The sequence below is a fragment of the Actinoplanes sp. NPDC051859 genome (genome assembly GCF_044452725.1).
GTDB lineage: Bacteria > Actinomycetota > Actinomycetes > Mycobacteriales > Micromonosporaceae > Actinoplanes.
On the sequence record NZ_JBITBX010000003.1, the window covers coordinates 445,352 to 471,983 of the forward strand.

Here is a 26,632-nt window from a genome sequence, read left to right on the forward strand (position 1 = left end):
GTGGTCACCGAGGGGTGCGGTGGCCCGCGGGCGCCACCGGTGGAGCCTGTGCCTGATCTTCATGGTCAAGGCCTCCCTGCGCTACACACGTTGGCGGTGGGTGTCTCGCTGTCGGTGTTCGTCGCGGTGAACGTCACGTCGATCTCCGCCGACCCGGCGGCGAACTTGGTCTTGATATGGATACGCAGCCGATCGGCATCCGGCGAGAAGTCGCTACCCGGCGAGGCGGTGGGGTAGGGCTTACTGCCGGCTCTCTGCAGCTCGAACGGCCAGTACTCCGGCAGCGTGGGCGCCGTGGTCTGCGCCGTGGTCCGGGAACGGGTCATGTCCGTCGTGTCGATCTGGGAGGCGATGGTCGTGCCCCGGGTGGTCGCGGTCGGCGGGCTGGCGGGATCCCATTCGAGGAGCTGGAGATTGCCGGCGCCCATGGGGTCATTGGCGCCCGCCGTCCCCAGTTCCAGCCGCAGTTGCCGGCACTTGTCGCCTTCCACGTCGGCGAACTCGACGTACCAGACGTTGTTCTTCGCCACCGGGTCACTGATCCAGTTGGCGTAGCGCAGGTGGCGGTCGAAGCGCTGGAAGGCGACGGTGAGCTGGGCCTGTGCGTCGGTCAACGTGTCCGTCGTCTGCACGGTGCGGTAGACCTGCAGGATGCCGCCGGTGAACATCAGCATCACGACGCTCAGCATGGTCATGGTGATGAGGACCTCGCCGAGGGTGAAGCCGTCGTCGGCGCCCCGGTCGTCCGGCGCCGTCACGTCACATTCCAGTCGAACATCAGAATCGCTCTGTCCGCGGCGGCGTTGGTGACCCGGAGAGTGACCCGGTACGAACCAGGCACCGTCGGCGTTCCGACGATCTTTCCGGCGCTGATGCTCAGACCGTTCGGCAGCCCGGTGGCGGTCCACGTGTGGGACGGCGAATTCGAGCCGCCGGACGTGAGCGTGACCGCGGTGATCGACTGACCGGCGGTGGCCGTCATGACGGTCGCGGTCGGCGCCGTGATCCGCATGTCGTTGCCCGAAGCCGTGATCGCCACGAGAACGTCGGTCTTCGCCACCGTCCCGTTGTTGTCCGTGACGATGATCGTGGTGAGGTACCGGGTGGCGAACTGCATCGTTCCGGTGACCCGCCCGGTGGCGGCGTTGATCGACAGTCCGTCGGGCAGGTTGATCGCCGACCAGGTGTACGGCGTCGCTCCGCCACCCGCCAACGGTGCCAGGTCATAGTTGATGTTGGTGGTGCCCTTCGGGGTGGATGCCGGGGTGAAGGACATGATCGTCAGGCCGACATACCAGGAGAACGTCATCTCCTTGGAGACACGCGGGTAGCCCGAGTCGGTGACCGTGACGGCGACCTGGTGCGTCTGCGACCCCGGCGTCGCCGTGGTCCGACCCGAGATGACGCCGGTCGTCGCATTGATCGACAGGCCGGGAGGAAGACCGTTCGCGACCCACTGGTACGCGGTTTTGCCACCGGTCGCCGACAGGGCAAGGCTGACGTTGGTGTTGTTGCGAGTCGACTGGTTGGCCGCCTGGTTCAGGACGAGATTGTTCACCACCGTGAACTTGAACAGGGCGTCGTCGGTTCGGCCGTCCTTGTCGGTGACCGTCACGACGACGTTGTTGTAGTTGCCGACGGCCGCCGCGGTCGGCTTGCCACTGATGACGCCGGAGTCGGGGTCGATGGTCACACCGGCGGGCAGATTGGTGGCCTTCCACGTCAACGGCAGTCGGCCGCCGGTCGACTTGACCTGGTACGGCGACGCGAAACTGTCGTCTGCCGGCACTCCCGCATAGATGTACTGGGTATTGGTTTCGTCGGTCACTTTGGGCGGGGGCCGTACCGTGTCGAAGACGGGGTCCTCGTCGATGCTGAACAGTGCCGACGAGGTGTAGAGGCAGCCGGTTGCCGGGCAGGCGGGACCGGTCCAGTCGACGGCTACCACGACGCGGGTGAACGGAACGCCGACCGTCCCCTTGTCGCAGCGGCCCTCCACCGGTGCGCTGGGCGCGCCCGGAGCGACGGTGACCAGCGCGGCCTTGGCCTGGAAACAGCGTCCGACGTACCAGTTCTGGTGGTACGTCGTGCCGTTGACGACGACCTCGACGGGGTCTGTCGGCAGCGGCGCCTTGGCCCCGAGCGAGCCGTCCGTCAGGGTCAAGTCCGGGGCGATGTCCATCTGCTTGAGCAGTTTCTCGACCGCGGCCGGTGCATCGGCCCACTGGTCCTGGGCGGCGTCCTTGCCGCGTCCCTTGGACAGGAAGGTGGGGTTGATGCTGCGGGCGCGTTCCATGGCATCGTTGGCGACCTGGATCGACACCTGGTCGGTGCGCTGCCGCACGCTCGTGCTCACCGAGTTGATTAGGAAGGGCGACACCGCGGCCATCACCGTACCGATGACGAAGATCGCCATCATGACCTCAAGCAGCGACATGCCCTCGTCGCCGGGCTTCGGCGCGCTGACTTCGCCGGCTGTTGGCATCGTCGTCCTCACTGATAAAGCTGACACCGCTCCTATCGAACGCGGGCGGCCCGGGTTGAGGATTCCGGCAAGATCAACTCGGCTGGCGCAGGTTCTGGCGCCGAACGGGGAACTTCGGCCAGGAGGCTACGATCCACGCCGGCCTCGTCGAGGACGCGCTCCACGGTCGCGATGGACAGCCGGTCGAAGACGTCGTCGCCGTGCACGATGCGGTACCAGCGGGTCTTCCGCCCGCGGACGAGTTGCACCAGCCACCTGCCGTCCGGCGTCTGCATGGCGCCTTCGACCTCGGCCATCGGTCAGTCCGTCGTCACCGTCGGGGCGCCCGCGCCGACCGGCGGCGCCACGAACACCTGGATGCCCAGGTCGAGACGGCCGGACTGCTCAGCCTCCGCCAGTTGTTGGTTGCCCCCATCGTCGGTCTTGACCGCGACTTCGGCGTTCTCGATCAGCACCGCACGCTCCTTGCTGCTTCCTTGCAGCTTCTCGAGGAATGCGCGGAGATTCTTCACCTTGCCCTTGGCGACGAGCTGGATCGGGATGCCCCAGACGCCCGGCAGCCCCTTGACCTCTTCGGGGTCGGCGACAGTCAGTTCACTGACGTTCGCGTCGACGTCGAAGCCCTGCGACTGCAGCTGCCGCAAGAAGGCGGGCACGCCGGAGTTCTCGGGAAGCGCTTTGCGGTAGGCGTCCCGCGTCGCCGTGATCTGCTTCTTCTGCTTGTCGGTCTCTTCGAGCTTGCTGATCTCCCGGCGCAAGGTGATCGTCCGGGTCTGGGCGTCCTGGGCCGAGTCCTCGAGCGACTGGATCGTCGTGGAGGTGGTGCTGATGACGGCGAAATAGGTGACGACAACCAGCAGGGCAGCCGCGGCGAATCCGATGATCAGCCAGAGGCGGTCAGCGTGTCCGGTGCGCATTACTTCCCCCCGACCTTCTTGCAGGCTTTGCCGAACTCACCGCACAGCGATGCCTTGGTGATCTCCACATCGATGCTGAATTCCCATGGCTCCGCGTCACCGCTGGCCCCCTCTTCATCCGCATCCCCCGCGGAGGCGCTGGTGACGTACGGGTTGCCGACGGTGGTCTCCTCGGCGATGTTGTCCACGTACTGCGCGATGGTCTTCTTGTCCTTCGCGGTCCCGGTCACGGTCAACGTGCCGATGGCGCCGGCCTTGCTCGTGCTCGGCAGCGTTCCGGACGTGGATGTCTCCGGTCCGCTGACCTCGGGGATCTTGCCGGAGATGCCCTCGACGGTGAGGTTCTCGGGACCGACGGTTCGCAGCAGGAGTACCAGCGCGGCCCAGTTGAGGTCGTTGCCCATGACGGTCTCGAGTTCCCGCTTGAGCTCAGCGCCTTCGTTCTGGATCTTCACCACGTTCGCGTACTTGTTCTTGGCGCGTTGGAGATCGACCACCTCGATGTTGACGGCGTCGAGCTCCGCGCTCGCCTCCTGCTCCAGGCGCTTCTCGTGCACCACCCAGGCGCCGCAGGCCAGGGCGACGACGATCACGAAGAGGATCACCAGCGCTCGTACCCGACGGGTGCGGCGGTGGTTGACGACTTCCTCGGGCAGCAAGCTGGCCGAGATGGTGAGCAGCCGGTTGGTCCGCTGCTGACTGACTGCCGGGTCGACGGGCATCAAGGCGGTGGCCATCAGCCAGCTCCTCCGAGGGTCAGGCCGATCGACACGGCGGCGGCGGGCAGGAAGCTGTCGAAACCGCGCTGCCGCGCCTGCCTCGTGTCGCGAAGCCGGCTCGCATTGTCCGAGTAGACGACGGTGACGCCGAGTTGTTTCTGGACGTGTTCGGCGAGGCCCGGCATCAGCGCACTGCCGCCGCAGAGGGCGACCCTGGTGACCTGCTTCTGCCGTTCGCCCGAGGCGAGGTAGGTGAAGGAACTGCGCAGCTCACTGATCAGCGGTCGGATCGCGTCGGAGGCGGCAGTCGCGGAATCCGGCCGTTCGTCCCCGTGCAGCCCGTAGCGGCATTTGAGGGCCTCGGCCTCGGGCGCCGGAATTCCCAGTCGAGTGGCGATGCTCTCGGTGATCTCCGAACCGCCGCGGGGCACGGTACGCACGATGAGCGGCTCACCATCGGCGTGCACGATCACGCTGGTGACCTCCGCACCGATGTCGACGATCGCCTCGACCTGGGAGTCCAGCCGAGAGGCCGCGCGCAGCAGTGCGAACGAAGCAAGATCGACATCGACGACGTGCAGTCCGGCCCGTTCGACGGCGTGGATGAGGTCCATCACGGAGTCCTTGGGCATGGCGACCAGCAGGCCACGAACCGTGGGCGCCTGACCCGGGTCCTCGAGGGGCCGGAAGTCCAGCAAGGATCGTTCGACGGCGAGCGGCAGCATGTCCCGGACCTGGAACGGCAGCGAGCGCTGCATCTCCTTGGCGGGCAGGTTGGAGACCGACGTTTCGCGCACCACCAGCTGCGGGTTGGTGACGCCGAGAACGACGCGCTTGGACCTGAATTTGCACGCCGCCCAGAGCTGCTTGAGGGCAGAGGTGACAGCGAGCTGCTCGACGGGTACGCCGGCTTGCATCGTGCCGGGCGGCAACGGGACCTGGCCGAAGTTGGTCAGGTCGAACTCGTCCTTGGACCGGCGGACCTCGACGGCACGGATGGACGACGAGCCGATGTCGAGCCCGATGGGAGTGGCGCCAGCCATCGCTTCCTTCCTTGGTGGGTCGCGGGGTCGGACGGTGAGTCGCGAATCAGACAGTGGGGACGAACAGGGAGGTGTACCAGTCGACGATGGGCGTCGCGGCGAACACCGCCAGGAACGCGCCGGCGAGCATGTACGGCCCGAAGGGGATCCGGCTTTTGCGCCCGGCCACCCGCAGCAGCATCAGCACGGAGACGACGAGTCCGCCGAGCAGGAAGGCGGCGAAGGCCCCCACGGCGACGGAGCTCCAGCCGAGCCAACCGAGATAGAAGCCCAGGAGGGGCGCGAGCTTGACGTCACCGCCGCCCATGCCCCGCGGGATGAGCGCGAGTGCCCGATAGAACGAGTACAGCAGCGCGGCGGCGAGCAGGCCGCGCAGGACGGTGTGCCAGCTTTCACCGGCGACGACTGCGGGGACCAGCAGCAGGGGCGCAACGGCGTAGGACGGCAGCACGATCGCGTCGGGCAGACGCAGTACGTCCAGGTCGATGGCGGTCAGTGCGATCGCTATGGCGGCGAGGTAGAGATACGCCGGGAGCTCCCACGACCAGCCGAATTTCGCCGTGACCGCCACGAACAGCGCGCCGGTGGCGGCTTCGACGAGCGGATAACGGACGCTGACCGGTGCCTTGCAGTCCGCGCATCGGCCGCGCAGCATCAGCCAGCCGAGGACCGGGACGTTGTGCCGCGCCCGGACGCCGTTGCCGCAGTGTGGACAGCGTGAGGGGGGTCGGACCAACGATTCGCCGCGGGGAACGCGGTGGATGACGACGTTGAGGAACGAGCCGACCGCGACACCGAGCAGGCCGACGATGCTGAGCAGCAGGGGCTGCGGCATGGTCGATCCTCCTCGGTGTCGCGGTGGCTGGGCGAACGAATCAGCGTGAGCTGAGATCAGGCGCAGGTGGTCAGGGTCAGTTCCTTGCCGGCCTTCTTGACCGAGCCGCCGGTGCTGCTGTCGTACAGGTACCAGCCGTCGGCGCCGGGGCTTCCACCCGAGTTGTGCGCGCAGATCTTGTAACCCGAACCGGTGGCCGGCGGGACGAAGCTCAGCTCGGTGTTGTCGGACAAGGTGATCTTGCCCGGCTTGGTGGCGCCGGTGACAGTGATGTCCATCGTCGCGGTCGCCGCGCTGATGTTCTTCTGGCTCTTCTGGGCCGGGTACTTGTTGCCGTTCTCGGTGTAGAACTGCTCGATCGCGCTGATCGCGCCGCGCACGTCGGACTGCGCCGACTTGTCGGCCGCGCCCTCGCGGTAGTTCAGGTAGACCGGGACAGCGATGGCAACGAGTACGCCGATGATGACCACCACGACCAGGAGCTCGATGAGGGTGAAGCCCTCGTCGTCCTTCTTGGCGCGCAGCCGGTTGATGATGTCCTGCATTGGGGGTTGCCTCCGTATGGCGTCAGGTGGGGCGGGGATCGGTTGTCCGGGCTCGGGCGCCCGACGTCGACCGGAGACCGGTCGGGTACTGCCTCCGAGGGCTGGTCAGCCCTGGATGTTCTGATAGATGGTGAACATCGGTAGGTACAGACAGATCACCATTCCGCCGACCACGCCTCCCATGAGGAGAACCATGATCGGTTCGATCGAAGCGGCTAGGGACTCGGCGGCGCTGTCGACTTCCCTGTCATAGAAATCGGCAACCTTGTCGAGCATCTGACTGATTTGACCGCTTTCTTCGCCGACTTCGATCATCTGCGTGACCATCTGCGGGAAGACATTGTGGTGGCGTAGGGCCGAGGACATCGGGTTCCCGTCGCGGACCGCTGACTGCACGTCGGCCATGGCCCGGTTGATGACCTCGTTACCGGTGGTCTCACCGACCACGGTGAGCGCCTGCATAACGGGAACACCCACGTTGAGGAGCAGGCCGAGGTTGCGGGAGAACCGGCTCATCGCCAGCTTGCCGAGGAGCGAGCCGAAGACCGGCAGCCGGAGTTTGATCGTGTCCACCCGGAACCGGAAGTCCGCGCTGACCCGGACCTGACGCTTGTAGAGAACAGTGCCGGTGATCGTGACGATCAGGAAGGTCGGCGCGATGATGGGCATGTTGTGGCTGGTGTCCACGAGGAACTGGGTGATGCCGGGCAGCTCGCCGCCGAGATTCTTGAACATGTCCTCGAAGATCGGGACGATGAACTTGAGGACCGCACCGATCATCACGAAGGTGAAGCAGAGGACGATCGCGGGATAGGTCAGCGCCGCCTTGATCTTGCCGCGGAGCGCCGTGTCCTTTTCCAGGCTCTCGGCCACCTGCTCGAGCGCCTGGTCGATCATACCGCCGGCTTCGCCGGCCCGGACCATGGCGATCATGAGGCGCGGAAAGACCTTGTCGTGCTTGCCCATCGCCGTCGACAGCGAGACGCCGCCTGACACGTCGGCCCGGACCTCGCTGACCGCCTTCTTCAGCGAGGCGGCCGAGGTCTGTTCCTCGAGGATGGACAGCGAGCGCAGCAGCGACATGCCCGACGAGGTCATCGTGGCGAACTGTCGCGCGAAGACCGCTAGGTCCTTGAGCTTGGTGCGGCCGCCCAGGCCGGGAATCTTGATGTCCCGCTGCAGGCCCTGCCCGGCCTCGGACAAGTCGAGGGGAGTTTCGCCGCGCTGTTTGAGCATCTGGGTCGCGGCCGCCTCGTTGGCCGCCTCTACCGTGCCTTTGGTCTTGCGGCCGGCCGAGTCGATGCTGTTGTAGTGGAACGTTTTGGTCGCTGGCATCTCACACCCGTCCGATCAGGCGCTTGAGTTCTTCCGCGGAGTGGCAGATCTCGAGGGCCGCGTCGACGGACACGATGCCCTCCCGGACGCGTTCGGCCAGGTGCTGGTCGAAGGCGAGCATGCCGTCGTTGCCGCCGGCCTGCATGAAGGACGGGATCTGGTGGCTCTTGCCCTCGCGGATGAGGCTGCGGATGGCGGGCGTGGCGGTCAGGATCTCGCAGATCACGGCCCGGCCCTTGTGGTCGGCGCGCGGAGCGAGCGCCTGCGTGACGACGCCCTGGAGGCTGGCGGCGAGCTGGGCGCGGATCTGGAGTTGCTGGTGGGGCGGGAAGATGTCGATGACCCGGTCGATGGTCTGCGTGGCGCTCTGCGTGTGCAGGGTCGCCAGCACCAGGTGGCCGGTCTCCGCGGCGGTCAGCGCCGTCGCGGTGGTCTCCAGGTCGCGGAGCTCGCCGACGAGGATGATGTCGGGGTCCTGGCGCAGGGCGTGCTTGAGCGCCTGGGCGAAGGTGTGCGTGTCGGCGCCGACTTCGCGCTGGTTGACCACGCTGCGCTTGTGCGGGTGCAGGAACTCGATCGGGTCTTCGATGGTGATGATGTGGTCCGCGCGGCTGCGGTTCGCCAGGTCCAGGATCGACGCCAGGGTGGTCGTCTTGCCGGAACCGGTCGGGCCGGTCACCAGCACCAGGCCGCGGGGCAGGTGGGCGAACCGCGCCACCGAGTCCGGCATGCCGAGCTCGTCGAGTGGCTTGATCTTGTGCGGGATGGCCCGGAAGACGGCGCCGCAGGAGTTGCGCTGGATGTAGAGGTTGCCGCGGAAGCGGGAGACGCCGACGATGCTGTGCGCGAAGTCCAGCTCGTGATCCTGCTGGTAGCTCTCCCACTGCAGCGCGGAGACGCCGGCGCGGCAGAGCAGGGCGGTGTCGGCCGAGTTGAGCTTGCCGTACCCGGGCAGCGGGCGCAGGCCGCCGTCGACGCGGATCATCGGTGGGGAGCCGACCGTCAGGTGCAGGTCGGAACCGCGGGATTCGACCAGGGCGATGAGCATCTGGTCGAGGACGGCCAGGTCGTCCGCGGCGGGCTCGGCGGCCTGCGGGACCGGCTGGTCAAGCGTGTACGTCTGCTGCACCGACATCCTCCCGACGAAACCTCTGACCCCTCCCCATTCGGCATCTTTGCCGCCCACTTGAGGGCGTATATAGCCAGAGATGCAGCGTTTTGCCCGCGGTGCGCTACCCTGCCGCAGATCGACTAGACCGCGACGCGGGAGACTTCCCGGACCGAGGTCAGACCGCCGGCAGCCTTGGCGAGGCCGTCCGAGCGCAGGTCGTACATGCCCTGTTCGATGGCGACCTCGTGGATCTCACCGGACGAGGCGCGGCGGATGGTCAGCGACTCGATTTCCGGCGAGATCGGCATGACCTCGTGCAGCGCGAGCCGGCCGCGGTAACCGGTGTTGGCGCAGTCGCGGCAGCCGATCGGTTTCCACAACGTCTCCGGGATCTTGAGGTCCTGGACCGGCCAGCGGGCGGCCTCCAGCTCCTCCTCGGTCGGCGCGTACTCCTCCTTGCACCAGTCGCAGAGCCGGCGGGCGAGCCGCTGCGCCAGCACGCAGTCCAGCGAGGAACCCACCAGGAACGGCTCGATGCCCATCTCGGTGAGTCGGGTGACCGCGCCGGGGGCGTCGTTGGTGTGCAGGGTCGAGAGCACGAGGTGACCGGTGAGCGACGCCTCGGTGGCGATCTGGGCGGTGTTGCCGTCCCGGATCTCACCGATGAGGACGACGTCCGGGTCGGACCGCAGGATGGCCGGGAGCACCGCCGCGAAGGTCAGGCCCGCCTTCGCGTTGACCTGCACCTGGTTGATGCCGCGCAGGCGGAACTCGACCGGGTCCTCGACCGTGATGACGTTGATCTCGGGCTTGCTGATCCGGCCCAGGGTCGCGTACAGGGTGGTGGACTTGCCGGAACCGGTCGGACCGGTGACCAGGACCATGCCGTGCGGCTTGCTGAACGACTCGGCGAAGCGGTTGAGGTTGTGCTGGGTGAAGCCCAGCTTGTTCATGTCGAGGTCGATGCCGCCGGTGTCGAGGACCCGGAGGACGATCTTCTCGCCCCACACCGTGGGCAGAGTGGCGGTCCGCAGGTCGACCTTGCGCTGCCCGATCACCACCGTGATGCGGCCGTTCTGCGGCACCCGCTTCTCGGTGATGTCGACGCCCGACATGATCTTCAGGCGCGAGGTCAGCGCGGACATGACACCGCGGGGCACGTTGTCCAGCTCGTGCAGCACGCCGTCGATCCGGTAGCGCACCCGCATCCCGTCCTCGGTGGGCTCGAGGTGCAGGTCGGAGGCGCGGTTCTGGACGGCCTGCTCGATCAGGCTGTTGACGTAACGCACGATCGGCGCGTCGTCGGTGCTGGTGGCCTGCGCGGCCATCCCACCCTGGTCGTCTTCCGCCGAATCGGCGAGGTCGCCGAGGTCGCTGGCCTCGCGCTGGAGCTTCTCGATGATCCGGCGGACTTCGCTGCGGGCCACCACGACCGGGCGGACGATCATGCCGGTGGCGGCCCGGACGTCGTCGAGCGCGACGACGTCGCCGGGGTCGGTGACGCCGACGACCAGCTCGCCATCGACGATGTTGAGGCCCAGCACCCGGTGCCGGAGCACGACCGACAGCGGGATGCGCTTGAGGGCGGCGGGCTCGATGGGGTAGCCGACCAGGTCGACGGTGTTCAGGCCGAAGGCGTACGCGGCCGCCTCGGTGAGTTGTTCCTCGGTGACGATCTTCTCGCTGATGAGGACGGCCCGGACGGACTTACCGGCGCGTTCGGCGGCTTCCGCGGCCTGATCCACCGCGTCCTCGTCGATGCCCATCTGCTTGAGGGCATCGAGCAACGGGCGGAAGGTCTGGTCCATGACATCCTCACGAAACGCACGCGTCGGGGGTTATGTCAGTCCCATCGGCCACTTCCGCCGCGACCTGAGTGCAGGTTTCACGGGCGCCGGAACGTCCGCCGGTAGGCGCTGGGCGCGACGCCGACGGACTGCTGGAAATGCTGGCGCAGGGCGGTGGCGCTGCCCAGGCCGGCGCGTTGGGCGACCACGTCCATGCTGAGATCCGTCGATTCCAGCAGCAGTCGCGCGTGCGTGACCCGCTGCTGCAACAACCACTGCCGCGGGCTGGTCCCGGTCTCCTCGCGGAAGCGCCGGGTGAACGTACGGACGCTCATCCGCGCGTGCCCGGCCAACTCCTCGAGCCCCACGGGGTCCGCCAACCGGTGCAAGGCCCAGGCCCGGGTGGGTTCGGTGCCGCTGCCCTGCGCGTCGGGGATCGGGCGCTCGATGAACTGGGCCTGGCCGCCGTCGCGCCACGCGGGCATGACACAGCTGCGGGCGGCCCGGTTGGCGACCGCGCTGCCGTGGTCCTGGCGGATCACGTGCAGGCACAGGTCGACGCCGGCTGCCACGCCGGCCGAGGTGAGGACGTCGCCGTCGTCCACGAACAGCACGTCGAAATCCCACTCGACCCGCGGATACAGCCGGCGCAGCCGGTCGCCCCAGGCCCAGTGGCTGGCGGCTTTGCGGCCGTCGAGCAGGCCTGCGGCGGCGAGGACCGAGGCGCCCGTACAGATGGAGATGATCCGCGCGCCGCGGGCATGGGCAGCCTGCAGGGCGGCTGCCACCTCTGGGGCAGTTGTGCCGGTCGCGACGCTGGGGCCGGCATGGATGCCGGGCACGAGGACGGTGTCCGCCGTCGCGACCGGGCTGAGGTCGTGGTCGGGCAGCACGTGGAAGCCGCCGCGCTCGGGCCGGATCGGCAGGCCACCGATGCCGCACGTCGTGACCGAGTAATAGGGGCGGCCCTGGGGGTCACGGGCGGTGCCGAAGACCTGCGGGGGTACGCCGAGGTCGAAACCGACGACCCCGTCCAGCGCGATCATCGCCACGGCATGCGTCATGGCTCGATTCTTGCGCATGATGGCCTTCGGGCCACTCGTCCGATCCGGCCAGGCTTTGCAGAATGATCGGGTGACCACTCGCCGCCTGCACCCCGCCTGGCTTGTCGCCGCGATCGCCTTCATCGCCCTGCTGGGCGCCGCCGGCTTCCGCGCCACACCGTCCGTCATGCTGCGCCCGCTGCACGAGGAGTTCGGCTGGTCGCTCGGCACGATCTCGGCGGCAGTTTCGGTCAACCTGTTGCTGTACGGCCTCACCGCCCCCTTCGCCGCAGCGCTGATGGAGAAGTTCGGCATGCGCCGGGTCGTCGCCGGAGCCCTGCTGTTGGTCTCGGCGGGCAGCGGCCTGACCGTGTTCATGCAGGCCAGTTGGCAGCTCGTGCTCTGCTGGGGTGTGCTGGTCGGGCTCGGCACCGGCTCGATGGCGCTCGGCTTCGTGGCGATCGTCGCCAACCGCTGGTTCGTCCAGCGGCGCGGCCTGGTGACTGGCGTCCTGACCGCGGGCGGCGCCACCGGGCAGCTGATCTTCCTGCCGGTGCTGGCTCAACTCACCGCCGCGCAGGGTTGGCGGACGGCCGCCCTCACCGTTGCCGGAGCTGCGCTGCTGGTGGTGCCGCTGGTCTGGTGGTGGCTGCGCGATCGGCCGGCCGACCTGGGCGTCGACGCGTACGGTGCCGAGCCGGGTGCGGTCCCGACGGCCTCCGCCGTCCCGCCGGGCAGTGCCGCCCGCCATGCCCTCCGGTCGCTCGGCGCGGCGGCGCGGACCCGACCCTTCTGGCTGCTGGCCGGCGGGTTCGCGATCTGTGGCGCCACCACGAACGGGCTGGTCGGCACCCATTTCATCCCGGCCGCCCACGACCACGGCATGACCGAGACCACGGCGGCGGGGCTGCTCGCGCTGGTCGGCCTCTTCGACATCGTGGGTACGGTCGCCTCCGGCTGGCTCACCGACCGGGTCGACAGCCGCTTGCTGCTCGGCGGCTACTACGCCTTGCGCGGCCTGTCCCTGCTGGTGCTGCCCTCGTTGTTTGCGGCGACCGCCCACCCGAGCATGGTCGTCTTCATCCTGTTCTACGGCCTGGACTGGGTGGCGACGGTGCCCCCGACCGTGGCGCTGTGCCGGGAGTACTTCGGTGCGAGCGGCGCGGTGGTGTTCGGCTGGGTGTTCGCCTCCCACCAGTTCGGTGCGGCTATCGCGGCAACCTCGGCCGGGCTGGTCCGGGACCGCTTCGGCGACTACGACTGGGCCTGGTACGGCGCCGGCGGACTCGCGCTGGCCGCATCCCTGCTGTCGCTGATGTTGTTGGCGGGCAAGCGGACCCGCAACGGTGGCCCGGCAGGGCCAGGAATCGGGCTGGCATTCCCCCAGCCGGCAAACATCACGTGACCATGAGGCGGCAATCGGTATGGCCGCCCAGCATCGGCAAGCATCGATCAATCGATACGGTGTGGACAGTCCCGTCCCCGTCCCCCGGGAGGTCACCGATGCTGGTCAAGAGACTGGCCGTCTCGTTGCTCGCGGTGTTCGCCATGGCCGGCGCGAACGTCGTCGCCCACGCCGAGCCGGCCGCCGCCGCCGCGCCGCGCATCCTCTACTACGACGCGAGCCAGGCACAGGAATTCGTCGCCGTCGTGCACCAGGGCGCCCAGATCTGGAACAGCAAGGTGGCGAACGTCCGGCTCGAACCCGTCCCCGCGGGCCGTACCCCCAACATCCGGGTGTCTGCCGACAACGGCTGGCCGCGGGCCTACCCCGCCTCGCTCGGTAACGGTCGGTGGGTCATGGGCCGGGAAGCCGTGAACGACGGTTACTACCCGCCACGGATCGCCGCGCACGAGTTCGGCCACCTGCTGGGCCTGCCGGACCGACGGACCGGGCTCTGCACCGACCTGATGTCAGGCAGCAGCGCGCCGATCTCCTGCACGAACCCCAACCCGAACGCGACCGAAAGCGCCACGGTCGACCGCAACTTCCGGCGCTCGGTGACGATCCCCGCCCGGGAGTACGTCTGGGTGGGGTGACCCACGGAAGGCTGAACTGTGCAGGGCCGTCCGGGACACCGGGCGGCCCTGCTACGGCGTGAGCTCGACGACCTCGAGGACACCGCTCAGCACCAGGATCTGGTGCACGCCGCGGGTCGGGCGAGACAGCTGAAAACCGATGCCCTCGTCCCGGGCCCGCTGGAAGCCGAAGATGATCGCGCCCAGGCCGGTGGAGTCGATGAACGACAGCTCAGACAGGTCCACGACGAGAGCGCTCGGCCGGGTCTCGAGCGCCTCCACGAGCGCCACCCGGACCTGGTCCACGTTGAGCACGTCCACCTCGCCCCTGAGCGCGACGGTCGCCACGCCGGCGTCGCGATCGAGGCTGGTCACGGGTTTGTCGATCACGGGGGCCTTCCGGTCGAGGCTTGCTACCGCTGTGGCGATGATTCCACGTACGGTAATCGGCAGCAGCATGACAGTAGAGTGCGAAGTCACCAGTGGGGAGGGGCGGCGTGCCGATCCGGGGCGGTCTGCCGCCGCGTAACCCGCGCTTCGTCGGCCGGGAAACGTTGCTCGCCGACACGCGCGGACTGCTCGGTAACGGACCGGTCGTGCTTCTGCCGTCCGCCGATCACCAACTCGGTGGCACAGGACGTACCCAGTTGGCCGTGGAATACGCCTACCGCTACGCGGATACCTACGATCTCGTCTGGTGGATCCCCGCCGAACAGACCGCCGGGATGCGGGCCGCGCTGGTCGGGCTGGCCCACGAACTGAAGCTGCCCGAGGCCCGCGACATCAACCGCACGCTGGGGGCCGTCCGCGACGCCCTGAGCCGGGGGGAGCCATACCGGAACTGGCTGGTCGTCTTCGAGAACGCGAACCGGCCCGAGGACATCAAGCCCTACCTGCCCAGCGGTGCCGGACACGTGCTCGTCACCTCGCGCAATCCTCGATGGACCACCGAGGTGGCGCAGGCCGTGCCGGTCCCGGTGTTCGACCGTACGGACAGCGTCGACTTCCTGCGCCGGCGCAACCCCGAGCTGTCAGTGGTCGACGCCCACCGGCTCGCCGATCGACTCGGTGACGTGCCGATGGCCCTCGACCAGGCCGCCGCGGTGCACATCGCCACCGGCTGGACCGTCGACGACTATCTGCGCCGCTACGACGCGCGCGCCGCGGAGCTGGCGTTTCCCACCCCGATCCGGGTCGCGTGGGGGCTCGCCGCCGACGGGCTGGCCGCAGCCGCGCCGGCCGCATACGAGCTGCTGGAACTCAGCGCTTTCCTTGCCACCGCGCCGGTCTCGTGGGAGCTGCTGTGGGCGGCGCGCGGGCTGGTGACTCCGGAGCTGGCCCGTACGGTGCGCATCGAACGACGGCTCAAGGCCGCGATCCGGTTGATCGGCCGCTACGGCCTGGCCGACCTGGACCCGCCCGGCGCGAGTCTGATCGTGCATCCGATGATTCGCGGCATGCTGGGCCAGCAGCTCAGCTCGGAGCGGCACGCCGCACTGCTGCGGACGACCCGCGCGATGCTCGCCGCCGCCGACCCGGGCGACCCGGACAACCCGGCGCACTGGCCGCGGTACGCCGCCCTGGTGCCGCACCTGGTCCACTCCGACGTGCTCGGCGGCGAGTCCGAGGAGATCCGCCAACTCGTCGTCAACTGCGTCCGATTCCTGTACGCCCGCGGCGACTACGACTCCAGCCGGGACCTCGCCCACCAGGCGGTGACCCGCTGGCGGGACAGCCTCGGCGAGACTGACGAACAGACTCTGCTCGCCTGCTTCCACCTAGCCAACGCTCTGCGCGCGGTCGGGCGTACGGCCGACGCCCGGACGTTGAACGCGCAGACCTTGCGCCAGCAGCGGGACGCGTTGGGCGAGGACGACGAGTCCACGCTGGCGACGGCCAACAGTGTCGGCGCCGACCTGCGCATGCAGGGCCACTTCGGTCAGGCCCGGCAGCTCGACGCCGACAACCTGGTGCGCTATCGGCGGTTGTTCGGCGAGAGTTTCCCGACCGCGCTGCGCTGCGCCAACAACCTCGCCGTGGACCTGCGACTGCTCGGCGATTTTCGGGGCGCGCGGGCGTTGGACGAGCAGGTGTTGCGGCACCGACAGCTGATTTTCGTGGACGGCCATCCGGAGACGCTGTCGTCGCGCGCGGGGTTGTCCTTCGACCTGTTCGGCCTGGGCGACTATGCGGGCGCGGCGGAGCTGCTGGCTGCCGCCGGCCACTTCGACACGCTGGGCCCGGACCATCCGATGGCACTGTGGGCGGGGCGGTTCGCGGCGATGGCGGCGCGGCGCTCCGGGCGTACGGAAGCATCGGCCTTGGCCGCCGCCAACGTGGAGCGTTACCGGCAGAAGTTCGGCGACCTGAACGTGGAAACCCTGGGTGCGATGGTGTCGCTGGCGAACTGTGCCCGCGACGCGGGCGACCTGGACGAGGCGCATCGGCTGCTGGAGCGGGTCGTCATCCGTTACCACGCCGTGCTGGGCGATGAACATCCGTTCACCCTGGCCGCCGGCGCTGACCTGGCCGGCGTGGTGCGGGCTGACGGGCGGCATGCCGATGCCCGCACGATCGGTGAGGAAGCGCTGGCGGGCTTGCGCCGCAGCGTCGGCGCCGACCATCCGTTCACGCTGAGCTGCGCCAACGGGCTCGCGGCCGACCTGTTCGCCACCGGCGCGGCGCAGCGGGGCCGGGAGATCGCCCTGGACACGCTGACCCGGTCCCGCGCGGTGCGCGGCGCTGACCACCCGGACACCCTGGCCTGCGCCTTCAATGTGGCGTTGGACGGCCGTGACGACGAGTCGGCGCACGCGGCGGTCGAGGAGTTGCAGAAGGTCTACGGCGAGGGCCACCCACTGCTGAGCCGGGCGCTGGCAGGCGCCCGGCTCGAAACGGAGATCGAACCTCCGCCGCTGTGACAGCTCAGTTGGCGACCGCGGACTGCCGGGCCAGCAGGTCGGTGAGGTCACCGGCCGGCATCGGCCGGGCGAAGTGGTAGCCCTGCGCCTGGGCGCATTCCAGCTCGCGGAGCCGGGAAGCCTGGGTGGCGTCCTCGACGCCCTCGGCGACCGGCGACAGCTTGAACGTCCGGGCGATCTGCAGGACGGCCTCGGCCACCGAAGCGCCGTTGTTGCCCTCCATCGCCTGCACGAACGACTTGTCGATCTTGACGACGTCGACCGGCAGGGTGCCCAGGTGGCTCAGCGACGAGAAGCCGGTGCCGAAGTCGTCCAGCGCGATCCGGACGCCGAGAGTCTTCAGCGCCCCCAGCACCCGGGCCGATTCGACCAGGTCCACCAGGGCGACCGACTCGGTCAGTTCCAGCACGAGCAGCTCCGGCTTCAGGCCGGTGCTTGCGAGGACGCTGCGGACCTCCTCGACCAGGTTCGGGTTGCCGAGCTGGCTGGCCGACAGGTTCACGTTGAGCTCGAAGCCGGGGTTGTCGCGCTGCCAGACGGCCGCCTGCCGGCAGGCCTCCTCCAGGACCCAGCCACCCAGGCGGGGCAGCAAGCCGAGGGACTCGGCGATGTCCAGGAACGCGATCGGCGGGATCATGCCGCGCTCGGGGTGGTTCCAGCGGATCAGCGCCTCGACGCCGACCGTACGCTCGCCTTCCAGGTCCACGATGGGCTGGTAGTGCACCTCGAACTCGCCGGCGTCCAGGGCGCGGCGCAGGTCGGCCTCTTCCCGGCGGCGGGCTTCGGCGGCGGCGAACTGCGCCGGGTCGAAGCGGCGGGCGACGTTCTTACCGTCTTCCTTGGCCTGGTAGAGGGCGAGGTCGGCTTCCCGCATGACCTCGTCCAGGGCGCGGCCGCTGCCGCGGGTGATGGCGATGCCGGCGCTGGCCGGGATGGTGAGGACGAAGTCGCCGATGAGCAGCGGCTGGGCCAGGTCCTGCAGGATGCGGTTGGCGACCGTGTCGGCGATCTGGTCGTCGGTCAGGCGGGGCAGCAGCACCACGAACTCGTCGCCGCCGAGGCGGGACACCGTGTCGTTGGTCCGGACGTTGGCGAGCAGCCGGGACGCGGCGGTCCGCAGCAGCTCGTCGCCGGTGGCGTGGCCGTAGTTGTCGTTGATCTCCTTGAACCCGTCCAGGTCGAACAGGATCACGGCGGTCATCGTGTCGTCGGCGTCGGCCAGCGCGTCGGTGGCGTGGTCCAGGAAGAGCTTGCGGTTGCCGAGCTCGGTCAGCGGGTCGCTGTTGGCCTGGCGGGCCAGGACGGCACGCTGCCGGGTCAGGTCGCGGACCAGGTCTTCGGTGGAGCGGGCGCCGAGGAACTGGCGGCCCAGCATGATCGCGGCGACGGCGACGGTGAGCCAGGTCAGTGCGTGGCTCACCGCACCCTGCCCGTGCCAGAGGCCGGCCATCAGGACGGCGACAGCGACGGGGGCGTAGCGCACCAGCGGCCAGCGCCGGGTCAGCCTGATCACGCCGGCGCTCGCCGCGATCACCGCGGCCCCGCCGGCGAGCCGGCCGGCCGTGCCGGCGTCCTCGAAGAACGGCGGCCAGGCGAGCAGCGAGAGCGCTGCGACGATCATGGCGTCGTCCACGCCGCGACGCACGCGATCCATGGTCATGCCGGTCCGATCCATGATTCACCTCCCACGGGCAGCTTGATCGGCCCTGGGCTCGGCGACTTTAGGAAAGCCAGCGCAGGATCGCCAGCGGGTCGGGATTTTCCGCGCGCACCGCGTCCCAGGTCGCCACGGCCAGCTCCGGCGCGGCCCGCAGGCCGCTGGTCAGCAGCATCCCGGCCCAGGCGGTCCGGTCACCCGGATTTCTCCGGTACGCGCTCAGCGCCGCCGCCGCATCCCCCCGCACGTACGCGAGATCGCCCGCAGAACCCGCCAACGGCAGCCCGCGCAGCAGCCGGTGCGACAGATCCAGCCGGGCACTGGCTTCCAGCGCCCGTTTCGGTGCCCGGCGCAGTTCCGCCGTGACCGCCGGGGGGCGTTCGCCGCGCCGCCACGCCCGGGCCAGAGCCGCAGCGTCCGCCGGGTCCACGTGCAGGTTCCGCAGCCGCCAGCGCAGGTGATGATCGGTGTTGGCGCCCTCGGCGAGCCGACGAATCCGCGCCGGAACCGGCTCGTCCAACCAGGGCCGCACCTCGGCACGCAACGCCCCGATGAACCGAGCGCCCGCCGGGGTCAGGTCACCCAGCTCGTCCGCCGCGGCGGCCACGGCAGACCGCCACCGGGCAAACTCGAAGCAGGCCAGCGGATCATCCGGCTGGGTGCGCCAGAACCGGGTCACCGTCAGGTACGCGTACCCGCCGTGTAGGACGCCGGACGCCGGTCGCGGGTCGTCGCGCCACGGCGAATAGCCGAGGGTGCCCGGGGCGGCGAGCAGGTCGAACAGATACAACACGCCGTTGAGGATGCTGTGCTGCGTTTCGTGCAGCAGCCCCACGGCGAAAGCGGCCGGGTCGGCGGGCTCCGAGATGGCGACCGCCCCGAAGGCATCGGCTGACGTGGCGCTGATGCCCCGGGCCGCAGGGTCTGCCCGGACCGGGACGATGCTGTCCAGCACCCCGGTGAGGACCTCGGCGTCGGGGCGTACCCGCTCGACCAGCAGCCGCCACGCCGCCGCGAACGACTTCTGCCAGCGGGCGAGCTCGGCCGGGGTGAGCGGGTCCGCCGGCTGCAGGCCGAGGCCCTGGCGCAGCGGATCGGTGTCCTCCAGCCGCACCGAAATGCGCAGCCCGTCATGCTCGGCGCGCAAAACCCGGCCCGGATCCCGGCGCGGGTGCGGCGTCAACGCGAGTGCTGCCAGCTCCCGCAAGTGGCTGACGCCGGCCCGATCCGGTGCCTTGCCAGCCCGCAAAGCCGTCAAGCAGCCGACCGCCCACACCCCGAACAGCGGCCGGGCCAGCAGGTCGCGGACCCGCTGCCCGGCTGTGCGCTCGGCGGCGGCAAGAACAGCGAAGTCGTCCGTACGCGCGGCCGCGGCGATCTCCCGCAGCAGGAGGAGATGCCGGCTCAGCCGGGCGCGGCGCAGCTCGTCGAGGGCGGCCCGGTCCGGTCGTCCGGCGCCGAGAGCGGTCAAGGCGGCATCGCTGAGCTGGTGCCGGCGGGGGGCCGGCAGCGCGGTGGATCCGGTCATCGCGGCGTGATCATGGTCTGCGGCGTGGTCATGCGGATCGTGGCTCAGCCATGTGGTGCCGCTACAGGGCCGAGTTGAAGCCGGCGATGGGCTCGCCCGGCCGGGCAAGGTCATCGGCGAGCCGGCGGAGACAGTAGGCGAGCGGACTCTCCTGGGGAAGATCCGCGCCGACGCCCGCCGCGAGATCGGTCAGCGACAGGCTGGAGACGTCGAGCATCGCCGATCGCCACTGCGTCACCGCACCCGTGCCACCCGTGCGCCCGTCCACGATCGCCCGCCTTCGTTCGAGGTATTCCTGCCACGATCGGTATTGCCGTCACATTACGGCGGTCGCCGGGTCGGGTGATGTCCGGGCGTGTCCGCGGGCGGGGTCGCCCCCGATACGGTGGCGTGTTCTCATAGAACGCCAACACCGCGAAAGTCGGCAACGGAGGACAAACAGTGCTGGGGCAGGACACCGGAGAGACGGGGAAGCGGGTGCTGGAGCCCGCCGAGGACGAAGTGGTCGAGGAGGGTGCCGCCGAGGACGCGCCCGAGTCACCGGTGATGCCGGCCCCGCCGTTCCCCACCTTCCAGAGCCGACCCACCCTGCCGCACCAGGTGCCCGGCGTGGGTTTCGAGAGCGGACGGGACAGCCGTGCCCGCTGAGGACTCCCGGCCGCAACTCCCGCGGCGTGGTCCCGCGCCCGCCGTCGATCAGATGGACAACGCTGAGCTGGCGCGGATGATCGAGGCGGAACACCCGTACCGGGGGAAGGCGCTCTTCGAGCTCTCGGACCGGGTTGCGCACGACGACGACGCGGCGACCAAGATCGCGATGCTGAGTCGGTTGACGTCGCTGCGGCAGGCGCGGCTCTTCGACCGGGTCTCGCTGGCCTGGTCGGCGATCATCGCGCTGCTGGCAGCGGAGACGCCGCACGCCCGGGCGTCGGCCTATGAAGCGTTCGCCGCGCTGGAACCCGCCGAACAGCGGGACATGCTCGACTACCTCGAAGTGACCGCGATCGAGGACGCCCACCCGCGCATCGGCTGAACCACGGGCTGCTTGCTGCTTGGCCTGCGCTTCTTGCTCGGGCGGGCCGAGCCGGGGCTTCTTGCTCGGGCGGGCTGAGCCGGGGCTTCTTGCTCGGGCGGGCTGAGCCGGGGCTTCTTGCTGATCGGTGCCGGCGCGAGCGTGGCTCGCGCCGGCGGGCGGAACTCAGGCTTCGACCTTGACGTCCTTCCAGAACGCGACGCGGTCCCGAACCGCCTTCGCGTCCGGCTTGGGGTCGGGGTAGAACCACACGGCGTCCGCGGTGGTGTGCTCGCCGGACTCGAGCGTGTAATAGGAGGCCTTGCCCTTCCACGGGCAGACGGTGTGCGTGTCGGAGGGGCGCAACACGTCCTCGCGCACGGAAGCCCGCGGGAAATAGGTGTTGCCCTCGACTACCACGGTGTCGTCGCTCTCGGCGATGATCTCGTCGTTCCAGATGGCCTTCGGCATACTCCGAACGTAGCGCGCCGACCGCGAGCCGTGGCGATACGCAGGCTTTATTCGCCTCCCGGGGGTGAAACGCCGTCGGACAACCGGACATTGCCCGCGCACCGTACGAGGATCTAAGGTCGATCCGCCCGCTGACCCCCACCTCTCGGAAGCGCCGCCATGATCGGTTCAATGACCCTCCCGGGCGTCCGTGAACAGGCCCGACACGCGCTACTGCTCCTCGGCGCGCCCGCACCGGCCCGGCTCATCGTGGACGTGCACACCGCACTGTTCGACGGTGACCTGTCCATGCCCGGCCTCGCCGCCGTGCTGCGCGAAGAGGAACGGCGCTACGACCCGCACGCGTTGACGGCGTACCGGATCTGCCCCGCCCTGCACCACGACCTGACGGCGGCCCGCGGGCTGATCACGCTGGCCGGGTGGCCGCTGGAACGGCGGCTGGTGTCTCCGGCCGCGAGTCGGGCGCACGCGCTGGCCGCGGTCGTGCGTGTCGCCGAATTCGTAGCCATCCGCGCGCAGGCCGGCCCGGCTGCCGTGGATCTGCTGCGCCGGCTGGCCGACACCGTGCCCGGTGGCCCGGAGGCCTTCCTGATCCACGACCCGCGAGCCCTCGCAGACGCGGCCCGATCGGCACTCGCGGACCTCGCCACCAGCTCCGTCAGCGCTGTGGCCGGTGCGGTGACCGACGACGGCGCCGGTGGTGCGGTGGGGTCGAGGACGGTTGGTGTGGTTGCTGAGGCGGTGATGCGTCGGTGGGAGCGGCTGGACGAGCGGCAGCGGCTGTTCGGGGTCATGAGCCTGCCGCACCAGCGGGGCCGCGGGTGACGGCGCTCGACAGGTTGCGCGGCGGGCTGCCCGCCAAACGGCACAATGCCCGGACCATCGCCGCGCTCACCGCCAACCCGGGCTGCACTCGGCGGGCCGTGCTCGACGCCGCCGGGGTGGACAAGCCTCGGCTGGCGGAAAGGATCGGCCACCCGGGCAACTTCGGGCAGTCCCGGTTCGCGCTGGCCCGCGGCAACGGCTTCGAGGCCATGCTCAAGGCGGACGACTGCGCACTGCTGATGTCAGTGCTGCGCGACGCGCTCGACCAGGAGACCCTGCCGGACGCCGCTTACACCGATCTCGGCGCGGATGACGACGCGACATTGGGCGCGCGCCACGGGCGTACCCGGGAACTGCTCGCGGCCGCTGCCGGCGCAGCCCTGATCGACCACCCGTTGCTCACGCTCGAGGTGGCGGGACGGCAGGTATTCCTCGAGCCAGACCTGATCGCCTTCCAGGCCGGTGGTCGGCTGCACGTCGTGGAGATCAAATCCTTCGCGATCGTGGACGGCCAGGCGGACAGCGCCAAGGTGTCGGCCGCTGCCGTGCAGGCCGCCGTGTACGTGCTGGCCCTGCGCCGCCTGCTCGCCGAGCTTGGACATGACCCCACCCTGGTCAGCCACAACGCGGTGCTGGTGTGCCCGCGCGACTTCTCGTTGTCACCCGCCGCGGCGCTGGTCGACGTCCGTAAGCAGCTTTCCACTTTGACCCGCCAACTCACCCGACTCGCCTCGGCCGCCGACTTAGCCTCCGCGCTGCCCGCCGACCTGTCCTTCGATACGACCCTGCCGCCGGAGCAGCTGATCGCCGCCCTCGGCCGGGTCGAGGCCCGCTATGCGCCCGAGTGTCTGTCGGCGTGCGAACTCGCCGTCTATTGCCGGCACGAGGCCGCGGGCAGCACCACCGCCCTGGGCCGACCGGTTCGCGACGCGCTCGGCGGCATCGACACGGTCGCCGAGGCACTGGCCCTGGCCGCGGGCACCCGCCAACCCACCGAGAACCAGAGCGAAGCAGCGGCGCTGCTGCAAGCGGCCGACCGACTCCGGTCCGAGGCGCTGGCCGCTCGCCGTCCCGGTGCCGAGTCGGACGATCGACGCCGAGCCGAGGCGCTGTCTTGAGCACGCTGACCGCGCTGGCTCGGGCGCAGGCGTTCGCTGCGGGGCGGGCGCAGCCGGTGGCGACCGTGCGGCACCTGCACCTGCATGACCGGCCGCTGGTGCTGATTCCGTACGCGATGGCGGGTGAGGCCAACGCGCCCCTCGCCGCGCTGGTCGGCACCGCCGAGAACGAGCCGGAACTGCTGGTGGTGGCGCAGCCCCGCAACCGCGACGACCGGTTCGCCTTCGCGGCTCGCCTCGCGGACATCCTCGTGCCGTACGTGGACTCGTTCACGGTGACCACCGAGGCGGTGGCGATCGACCGCGGTCGGGACGTGCGCTACCGCTACACCGACGCGCCGCAGGTGTGGGTGCCCAATCCCGGCGGCGTCGACTTTCTACGGCTGTTCGGCCGGTCCACCCGGTTCCGCAGCGTCGACGGCGAGTACGCGGTGCCCGCCTCGGTGCCGTTGCTCGGTCGCTGGCTGACGTTCTTCGCCGGGACTGCCGAGGTGGCGGGGTCTGCGCTGCTGCTGAACGCCGTACAGTCGCTGGCGTCGCATTGGGTGACCGGGCAGAGCAGTGCCGAGGACGCGCACCTGGCCGCCCTGATGGCCTGGCTGGATCCGCCGGCGGGCCGGACCGTCTTCGAAGCCGCGGCAACGGCCGAGGATCCGGCGTTGACCCCGCCGCCCGGCCCGGCGACCGATCCGGCCTTCGACAATCATGTGCTGGCGCCGCTGCTGTCGTCGGCGCAGCCGGACGTCGCAGAGCTGTCCGGCGTGTTACGGGCGCAGCTGATGCCCACGTGGGCGCTGATGTGGCGGGCGTTCGACCTGCTCCGGGCGTTGCCGCCGGGCTCGCGGGTCGGGGCGCGCTGGGACAGCGACCGCGACGCATTCTCGGCATTCGCGCAGCACCTCGCCGAGGGCGGCCCACCGCAGCCCCGCCGGGACGGTGCCGTGGCAGCTGCCGCCCGACTCGCCCGGCTGGAGAACGCCGCCACCCGGTACGCGGTCCAGCGGGCCTTCGACGATCCGTTGGTGATGGCCGAGCACCGGCTGACCGGCGCCGCCTTCGCCGCCGACGTCACCCTGGCGAAGGCTGACCGGATCGACGACAGCGGCAAGCGGCCGGTGCTGCGCCCGCGCATCATGGTCGCCACCATGGAACCGGTCCGGGTGGCGCCGGGCACCGCACTCACCAGCCCGGCCCGGCCGGCCCAGAAAGCGACGGTCATTTCGGTGACCAGCACCGCGGATCGCACGGAGGTGCTGCTGGAACTGTCCGGGGGGATGGGCCGAAAGCTGGTCGCCGAGCCGGGCAGTGTGCCGGAGGTGGGGGAGCGGCTGCTGCTCACCACGCTCAGCGAGGCCTACCGGCCGGGTGGCGCGTTTCCGGAGCCGGACCAGACACCGTGGACGCACGGCGGGCCGCCGGTGCCCCGGGAGCCCGCCGACGAACCGTGAGACCTTACGGAGCGGGGTCGGTGGCGGTCGTGACCCGGGCCTCGCCCGCGAGGGGCTTCCACCGTTCGGTCCAGCGCTTACGGACCACTTCGAACGCCGAGTCGTCCAGGCCGTACGTGGAAATCACGACCTCCTGGTAGCCGGTTGCTGCGCAGTCCAGCTCCTGCCGCCCGGCGACGACGACGAGGTGGCCGTCGGAATCCACCAGCCAGGCCACCCGGCGCCCGACCCGGGTGGGGGTGCCGCCGGCCATCTTCAACGTCTGCCGGCCGGTGGCCGTACCGGTCAGGTAGATCGTGCGGCGCGCGCCCTGCGGCTGCTCTTCGAGCAGGTAGCGCAGCTGGATCAGGAAGGACCGCCAGCCCTCCTCGATCGCGCAATACCGGTCGGAGGCGGCGGCGGGTTTTCCTTCCCGGACTGCGCGGATCGCGGCATTGTCATCGTCGCCGGTGACCTCCAGATAGGACCCGTCGGCCCAGCCCATTCGCTCCGGCGCTCGGAAGGCCGCCTCGTCTACGAAGATGTGCTTGATCTCGGCGTCCAACCCGTCGTAGTCCCAGCCGAACCAGCGGCGCAGCACGCTCGGTTGGGTGACGGCCTCCCAGACCCGGTCCCGGCCTACTTTGACGGATATCTCCACACTGTACGGCTTAAGTGTTGTTTCATCGGTCACACTGACTATCTTGCGGTAGTCCCGCGATCACGCCAAGCGACCCAGGTCGATGGCCTGCCCGCCATCCCGCGTCGAGCCCGGAGCGGATCGTGCGAGTCGTCTCCGCCCGACCCAACCCCGCCCACGCGCCCGCGGCGCGAAGCTCCCGGGTGACCGTCGCCGCGTCCAGCAACCCGGCGCGGACGAGACGACCGAGTGCGAACGCGGCCCGATTCAGGGTGTCGTTGCGCGTGCCGACCGCGGCGTACGCGACCCGGTGCGTCGCCGCCTCCAGAGCGGCTGCTGCGTACCGATCTGGATGGGCTACGCAAAGGGTGCTCTGGGTGGGCGGGGTCGGCCCCGCAATGAGCTCACGCAGCGGCGCGGGAGCCGCCGGCTGCTCGACGTCCGGTCGCACCACCCAGCGATACCGGGCGCCGCTGGCGTGCCGAGACGGCGGTGCGATCACATAGCCGCCCTGGCCGCGCCAATCGACGCCGGGCAACAGGTGGACCCGGTTGCCGAAGCCGGCCGGGCGGAACCAGAAATGCCAGCCGCCGCCACCGCTGCGGACCTGCGGGCCGGCCGGCAGCTCGCCACCCAGCAGGTGCCGAAGCGCGTGCCGCCCCTGCAGCGAGTCGACGTCGGCCACGTCCATGGTGACGCCGGTGTGCAGCCCGATGTTCGCCTCCGGCCAGCGCCCCCACCACCGCTCGATCCGCTCGGGATCCACGCTGGCCTCGGTCAGGCCGTGCCGCAACCGTGGATGCTTCCCGGGCCGATCACACCGCGCCCGGCCGCACGAGCACGAGCCGCCGGGCGCTGGCGAATGCACCGGCAGGACGGGAATCCCGTGCCGGGCGTACGCGAGCGCGGCGTCGACCATCATTAGCACAAATGTACTAGGTTGCGACCTGTCGGGCCGCGCCACGTTCGCATGCACCAGTCTGACCCGATCAACGACCCGGCACCGACCGCCTTGCGCGCAGCCGGTGTTGACCTTGACCCTGGGGAAAGCCCCAGGGTGGCCCCTGGCGGCCTGGCCCTGGCGGCCTGGCCCTGGCGGCCTGGCCCTGGCGGCCTGGCCCTGGCGCACATTGGCGACACCCGGGCGTATCTGCTGCGCGGCGGCGAGCTCCTTTCGTTGACGCAGGACCATGC

27 protein-coding genes are annotated in these 26,632 nt (G+C 69.9%); 8 read left to right on the plus strand and 19 right to left on the minus strand.

The genetic code is table 11. The annotated features are described in order from the left end of the window. Positions 1-65: 65 nt before the first annotated feature. The 12 genes from ACIA1L_RS10010 to ACIA1L_RS10065 all read right to left on the minus strand — a co-directional run bounded on the left by ACIA1L_RS10010 (position 66) and on the right by ACIA1L_RS10065 (position 11,841). Positions 66-758, minus strand: coding sequence for a type II secretion system protein J (locus ACIA1L_RS10010; RefSeq protein WP_396072238.1), 693 nt, complete (start codon positions 756-758; stop codon positions 66-68). After that, positions 755-2,485 carry a putative Ig domain-containing protein gene (locus ACIA1L_RS10015; RefSeq protein ID WP_396072239.1) on the minus strand — a complete coding sequence of 577 codons (1,731 nt, stop codon included), beginning with the start codon at positions 2,483-2,485 and terminating at the stop codon, positions 755-757. The genes ACIA1L_RS10010 and ACIA1L_RS10015 overlap by 4 nt, the downstream gene beginning before the upstream one ends. Positions 2,486-2,517: 32 nt before the next feature. Next, positions 2,518-2,781 (minus strand): hypothetical protein, encoded by a 264-nt coding sequence (locus ACIA1L_RS10020; RefSeq protein ID WP_396072241.1) that lies wholly within the window; start codon positions 2,779-2,781, stop codon positions 2,518-2,520. A 3-nt stretch (positions 2,782-2,784) separates the two neighbouring features. Then, the gene (gene pilO / locus ACIA1L_RS10025) at positions 2,785-3,402 is read right to left on the minus strand and encodes a type 4a pilus biogenesis protein PilO (protein ID WP_396072243.1); all 618 of its coding nucleotides are present in this window, start codon (positions 3,400-3,402) and stop codon (positions 2,785-2,787) included. Continuing rightward, on the minus strand, positions 3,402-4,139 hold the full coding sequence (locus tag ACIA1L_RS10030) for a PilN domain-containing protein (protein WP_396072244.1): 738 nt from the start codon (positions 4,137-4,139) through the stop codon (positions 3,402-3,404). The genes pilO and ACIA1L_RS10030 overlap by 1 nt, the downstream gene beginning before the upstream one ends. Beyond that, on the minus strand, positions 4,139-5,164 hold the full coding sequence (gene pilM, locus ACIA1L_RS10035; RefSeq protein WP_396072246.1) for a type IV pilus assembly protein PilM: 1,026 nt from the start codon (positions 5,162-5,164) through the stop codon (positions 4,139-4,141). The genes ACIA1L_RS10030 and pilM overlap by 1 nt, the downstream gene beginning before the upstream one ends. 46 nt (positions 5,165-5,210) lie before the next feature. Beyond that, entirely contained in the window at positions 5,211-5,999 is a 789-nt protein-coding gene (locus ACIA1L_RS10040; protein WP_396072248.1) for a prepilin peptidase, read from the minus strand. 56 nt (positions 6,000-6,055) lie between these two features. Next, a complete protein-coding gene (locus ACIA1L_RS10045) occupies positions 6,056-6,544 on the minus strand; it encodes a prepilin-type N-terminal cleavage/methylation domain-containing protein (protein WP_396072249.1) in 489 nt (162 codons plus the stop codon). A gap of 105 nt (positions 6,545-6,649) precedes the next feature. Next, a complete protein-coding gene (locus tag ACIA1L_RS10050; RefSeq protein ID WP_396072250.1) occupies positions 6,650-7,879 on the minus strand; it encodes a type II secretion system F family protein in 1,230 nt (409 codons plus the stop codon). A 1-nt stretch (position 7,880) separates the two neighbouring features. Continuing rightward, the gene (locus ACIA1L_RS10055; protein ID WP_396072251.1) at positions 7,881-9,014 is read right to left on the minus strand and encodes a type IV pilus twitching motility protein PilT; all 1,134 of its coding nucleotides are present in this window, start codon (positions 9,012-9,014) and stop codon (positions 7,881-7,883) included. 116 nt (positions 9,015-9,130) lie between these two features. Continuing rightward, positions 9,131-10,798 carry a GspE/PulE family protein gene (locus tag ACIA1L_RS10060; RefSeq protein WP_396072252.1) on the minus strand — a complete coding sequence of 556 codons (1,668 nt, stop codon included), beginning with the start codon at positions 10,796-10,798 and terminating at the stop codon, positions 9,131-9,133. A 77-nt stretch (positions 10,799-10,875) separates the two neighbouring features. Continuing rightward, positions 10,876-11,841 carry a GlxA family transcriptional regulator gene (locus ACIA1L_RS10065; RefSeq protein ID WP_396072254.1) on the minus strand — a complete coding sequence of 322 codons (966 nt, stop codon included), beginning with the start codon at positions 11,839-11,841 and terminating at the stop codon, positions 10,876-10,878. A 70-nt stretch (positions 11,842-11,911) separates the two neighbouring features. Between ACIA1L_RS10065 and ACIA1L_RS10070 the strand changes: the two genes are divergently transcribed. Both ACIA1L_RS10070 and ACIA1L_RS10075 read left to right on the plus strand, forming a co-directional pair. Continuing rightward, positions 11,912-13,225: an MFS transporter gene (locus ACIA1L_RS10070; protein ID WP_396072256.1), complete on the plus strand. Its 1,314-nt coding sequence runs from the start codon at positions 11,912-11,914 to the stop codon at positions 13,223-13,225. A gap of 98 nt (positions 13,226-13,323) precedes the next feature. Next, positions 13,324-13,860, plus strand: coding sequence for a snapalysin family zinc-dependent metalloprotease (locus tag ACIA1L_RS10075; protein ID WP_396072257.1), 537 nt, complete (start codon positions 13,324-13,326; stop codon positions 13,858-13,860). Between the two features lie 51 nt (positions 13,861-13,911). Here the strand turns inward: ACIA1L_RS10075 and ACIA1L_RS10080 are convergent, their stop codons facing one another. Continuing rightward, positions 13,912-14,298 (minus strand): STAS domain-containing protein, encoded by a 387-nt coding sequence (locus tag ACIA1L_RS10080; protein WP_396072258.1) that lies wholly within the window; start codon positions 14,296-14,298, stop codon positions 13,912-13,914. Between the two features lie 38 nt (positions 14,299-14,336). Here ACIA1L_RS10080 and fxsT point away from each other — a divergent pair, with 38 nt between their 5' ends. Further along, entirely contained in the window at positions 14,337-16,760 is a 2,424-nt protein-coding gene (fxsT, locus tag ACIA1L_RS10085) for an FxSxx-COOH system tetratricopeptide repeat protein (RefSeq protein WP_396072259.1), read from the plus strand. A gap of 4 nt (positions 16,761-16,764) precedes the next feature. On the opposite strand, the gene ACIA1L_RS10090 is transcribed toward fxsT, so the two are convergent. The 3 genes from ACIA1L_RS10090 to ACIA1L_RS10100 all read right to left on the minus strand — a co-directional run bounded on the left by ACIA1L_RS10090 (position 16,765) and on the right by ACIA1L_RS10100 (position 20,213). Beyond that, complete coding sequence (locus ACIA1L_RS10090) at positions 16,765-18,420, minus strand: putative bifunctional diguanylate cyclase/phosphodiesterase (RefSeq protein ID WP_396072261.1); 1,656 nt, start codon at positions 18,418-18,420, stop codon at positions 16,765-16,767. A gap of 61 nt (positions 18,421-18,481) precedes the next feature. After that, positions 18,482-19,945, minus strand: coding sequence for an aKG-HExxH-type peptide beta-hydroxylase (locus ACIA1L_RS10095; RefSeq protein ID WP_396072262.1), 1,464 nt, complete (start codon positions 19,943-19,945; stop codon positions 18,482-18,484). Between the two features lie 61 nt (positions 19,946-20,006). Further along, complete coding sequence (locus ACIA1L_RS10100) at positions 20,007-20,213, minus strand: FXSXX-COOH protein (RefSeq protein ID WP_396072263.1); 207 nt, start codon at positions 20,211-20,213, stop codon at positions 20,007-20,009. Between the two features lie 173 nt (positions 20,214-20,386). On the opposite strand from ACIA1L_RS10100, the gene ACIA1L_RS10105 reads away from it, so the two are divergent. Together ACIA1L_RS10105 and ACIA1L_RS10110 are read left to right on the plus strand one after the other, a co-directional pair. Next, positions 20,387-20,593, plus strand: coding sequence for a hypothetical protein (locus ACIA1L_RS10105; RefSeq protein WP_396072265.1), 207 nt, complete (start codon positions 20,387-20,389; stop codon positions 20,591-20,593). A gap of 52 nt (positions 20,594-20,645) precedes the next feature. Next, a complete protein-coding gene (locus ACIA1L_RS10110; protein WP_396072266.1) occupies positions 20,646-20,978 on the plus strand; it encodes a hypothetical protein in 333 nt (110 codons plus the stop codon). Positions 20,979-21,143: 165 nt separating this feature from the next. On the opposite strand, the gene ACIA1L_RS10115 is transcribed toward ACIA1L_RS10110, so the two are convergent. Beyond that, complete coding sequence (locus ACIA1L_RS10115) at positions 21,144-21,428, minus strand: DUF427 domain-containing protein (protein WP_396072267.1); 285 nt, start codon at positions 21,426-21,428, stop codon at positions 21,144-21,146. Positions 21,429-21,599: 171 nt separating this feature from the next. On the opposite strand from ACIA1L_RS10115, the gene ACIA1L_RS10120 reads away from it, so the two are divergent. From ACIA1L_RS10120 to ACIA1L_RS10130, 3 genes are read left to right on the plus strand one after another with little or no spacing between them, the layout of a single operon-like run. Then, the gene (locus ACIA1L_RS10120) at positions 21,600-22,253 is read left to right on the plus strand and encodes a hypothetical protein (protein WP_396072268.1); all 654 of its coding nucleotides are present in this window, start codon (positions 21,600-21,602) and stop codon (positions 22,251-22,253) included. Further along, positions 22,250-23,371 carry a hypothetical protein gene (locus ACIA1L_RS10125; RefSeq protein ID WP_396072269.1) on the plus strand — a complete coding sequence of 374 codons (1,122 nt, stop codon included), beginning with the start codon at positions 22,250-22,252 and terminating at the stop codon, positions 23,369-23,371. The genes ACIA1L_RS10120 and ACIA1L_RS10125 overlap by 4 nt, the downstream gene beginning before the upstream one ends. After that, positions 23,368-24,819: a hypothetical protein gene (locus ACIA1L_RS10130; protein WP_396072271.1), complete on the plus strand. Its 1,452-nt coding sequence runs from the start codon at positions 23,368-23,370 to the stop codon at positions 24,817-24,819. Before ACIA1L_RS10125 ends, ACIA1L_RS10130 begins: the two co-directional genes overlap by 4 nt. Before the next feature lie 4 nt (positions 24,820-24,823). Here ACIA1L_RS10130 and ACIA1L_RS10135 read toward each other — a convergent pair whose 3' ends face one another. Continuing rightward, a complete protein-coding gene (locus ACIA1L_RS10135; RefSeq protein ID WP_396072272.1) occupies positions 24,824-25,459 on the minus strand; it encodes an activator of HSP90 ATPase in 636 nt (211 codons plus the stop codon). A gap of 22 nt (positions 25,460-25,481) precedes the next feature. After that, positions 25,482-26,360: a bifunctional DNA primase/polymerase gene (locus ACIA1L_RS10140; protein ID WP_396072273.1), complete on the minus strand. Its 879-nt coding sequence runs from the start codon at positions 26,358-26,360 to the stop codon at positions 25,482-25,484. Between the last annotated feature and the right edge of the window lie 272 nt (positions 26,361-26,632).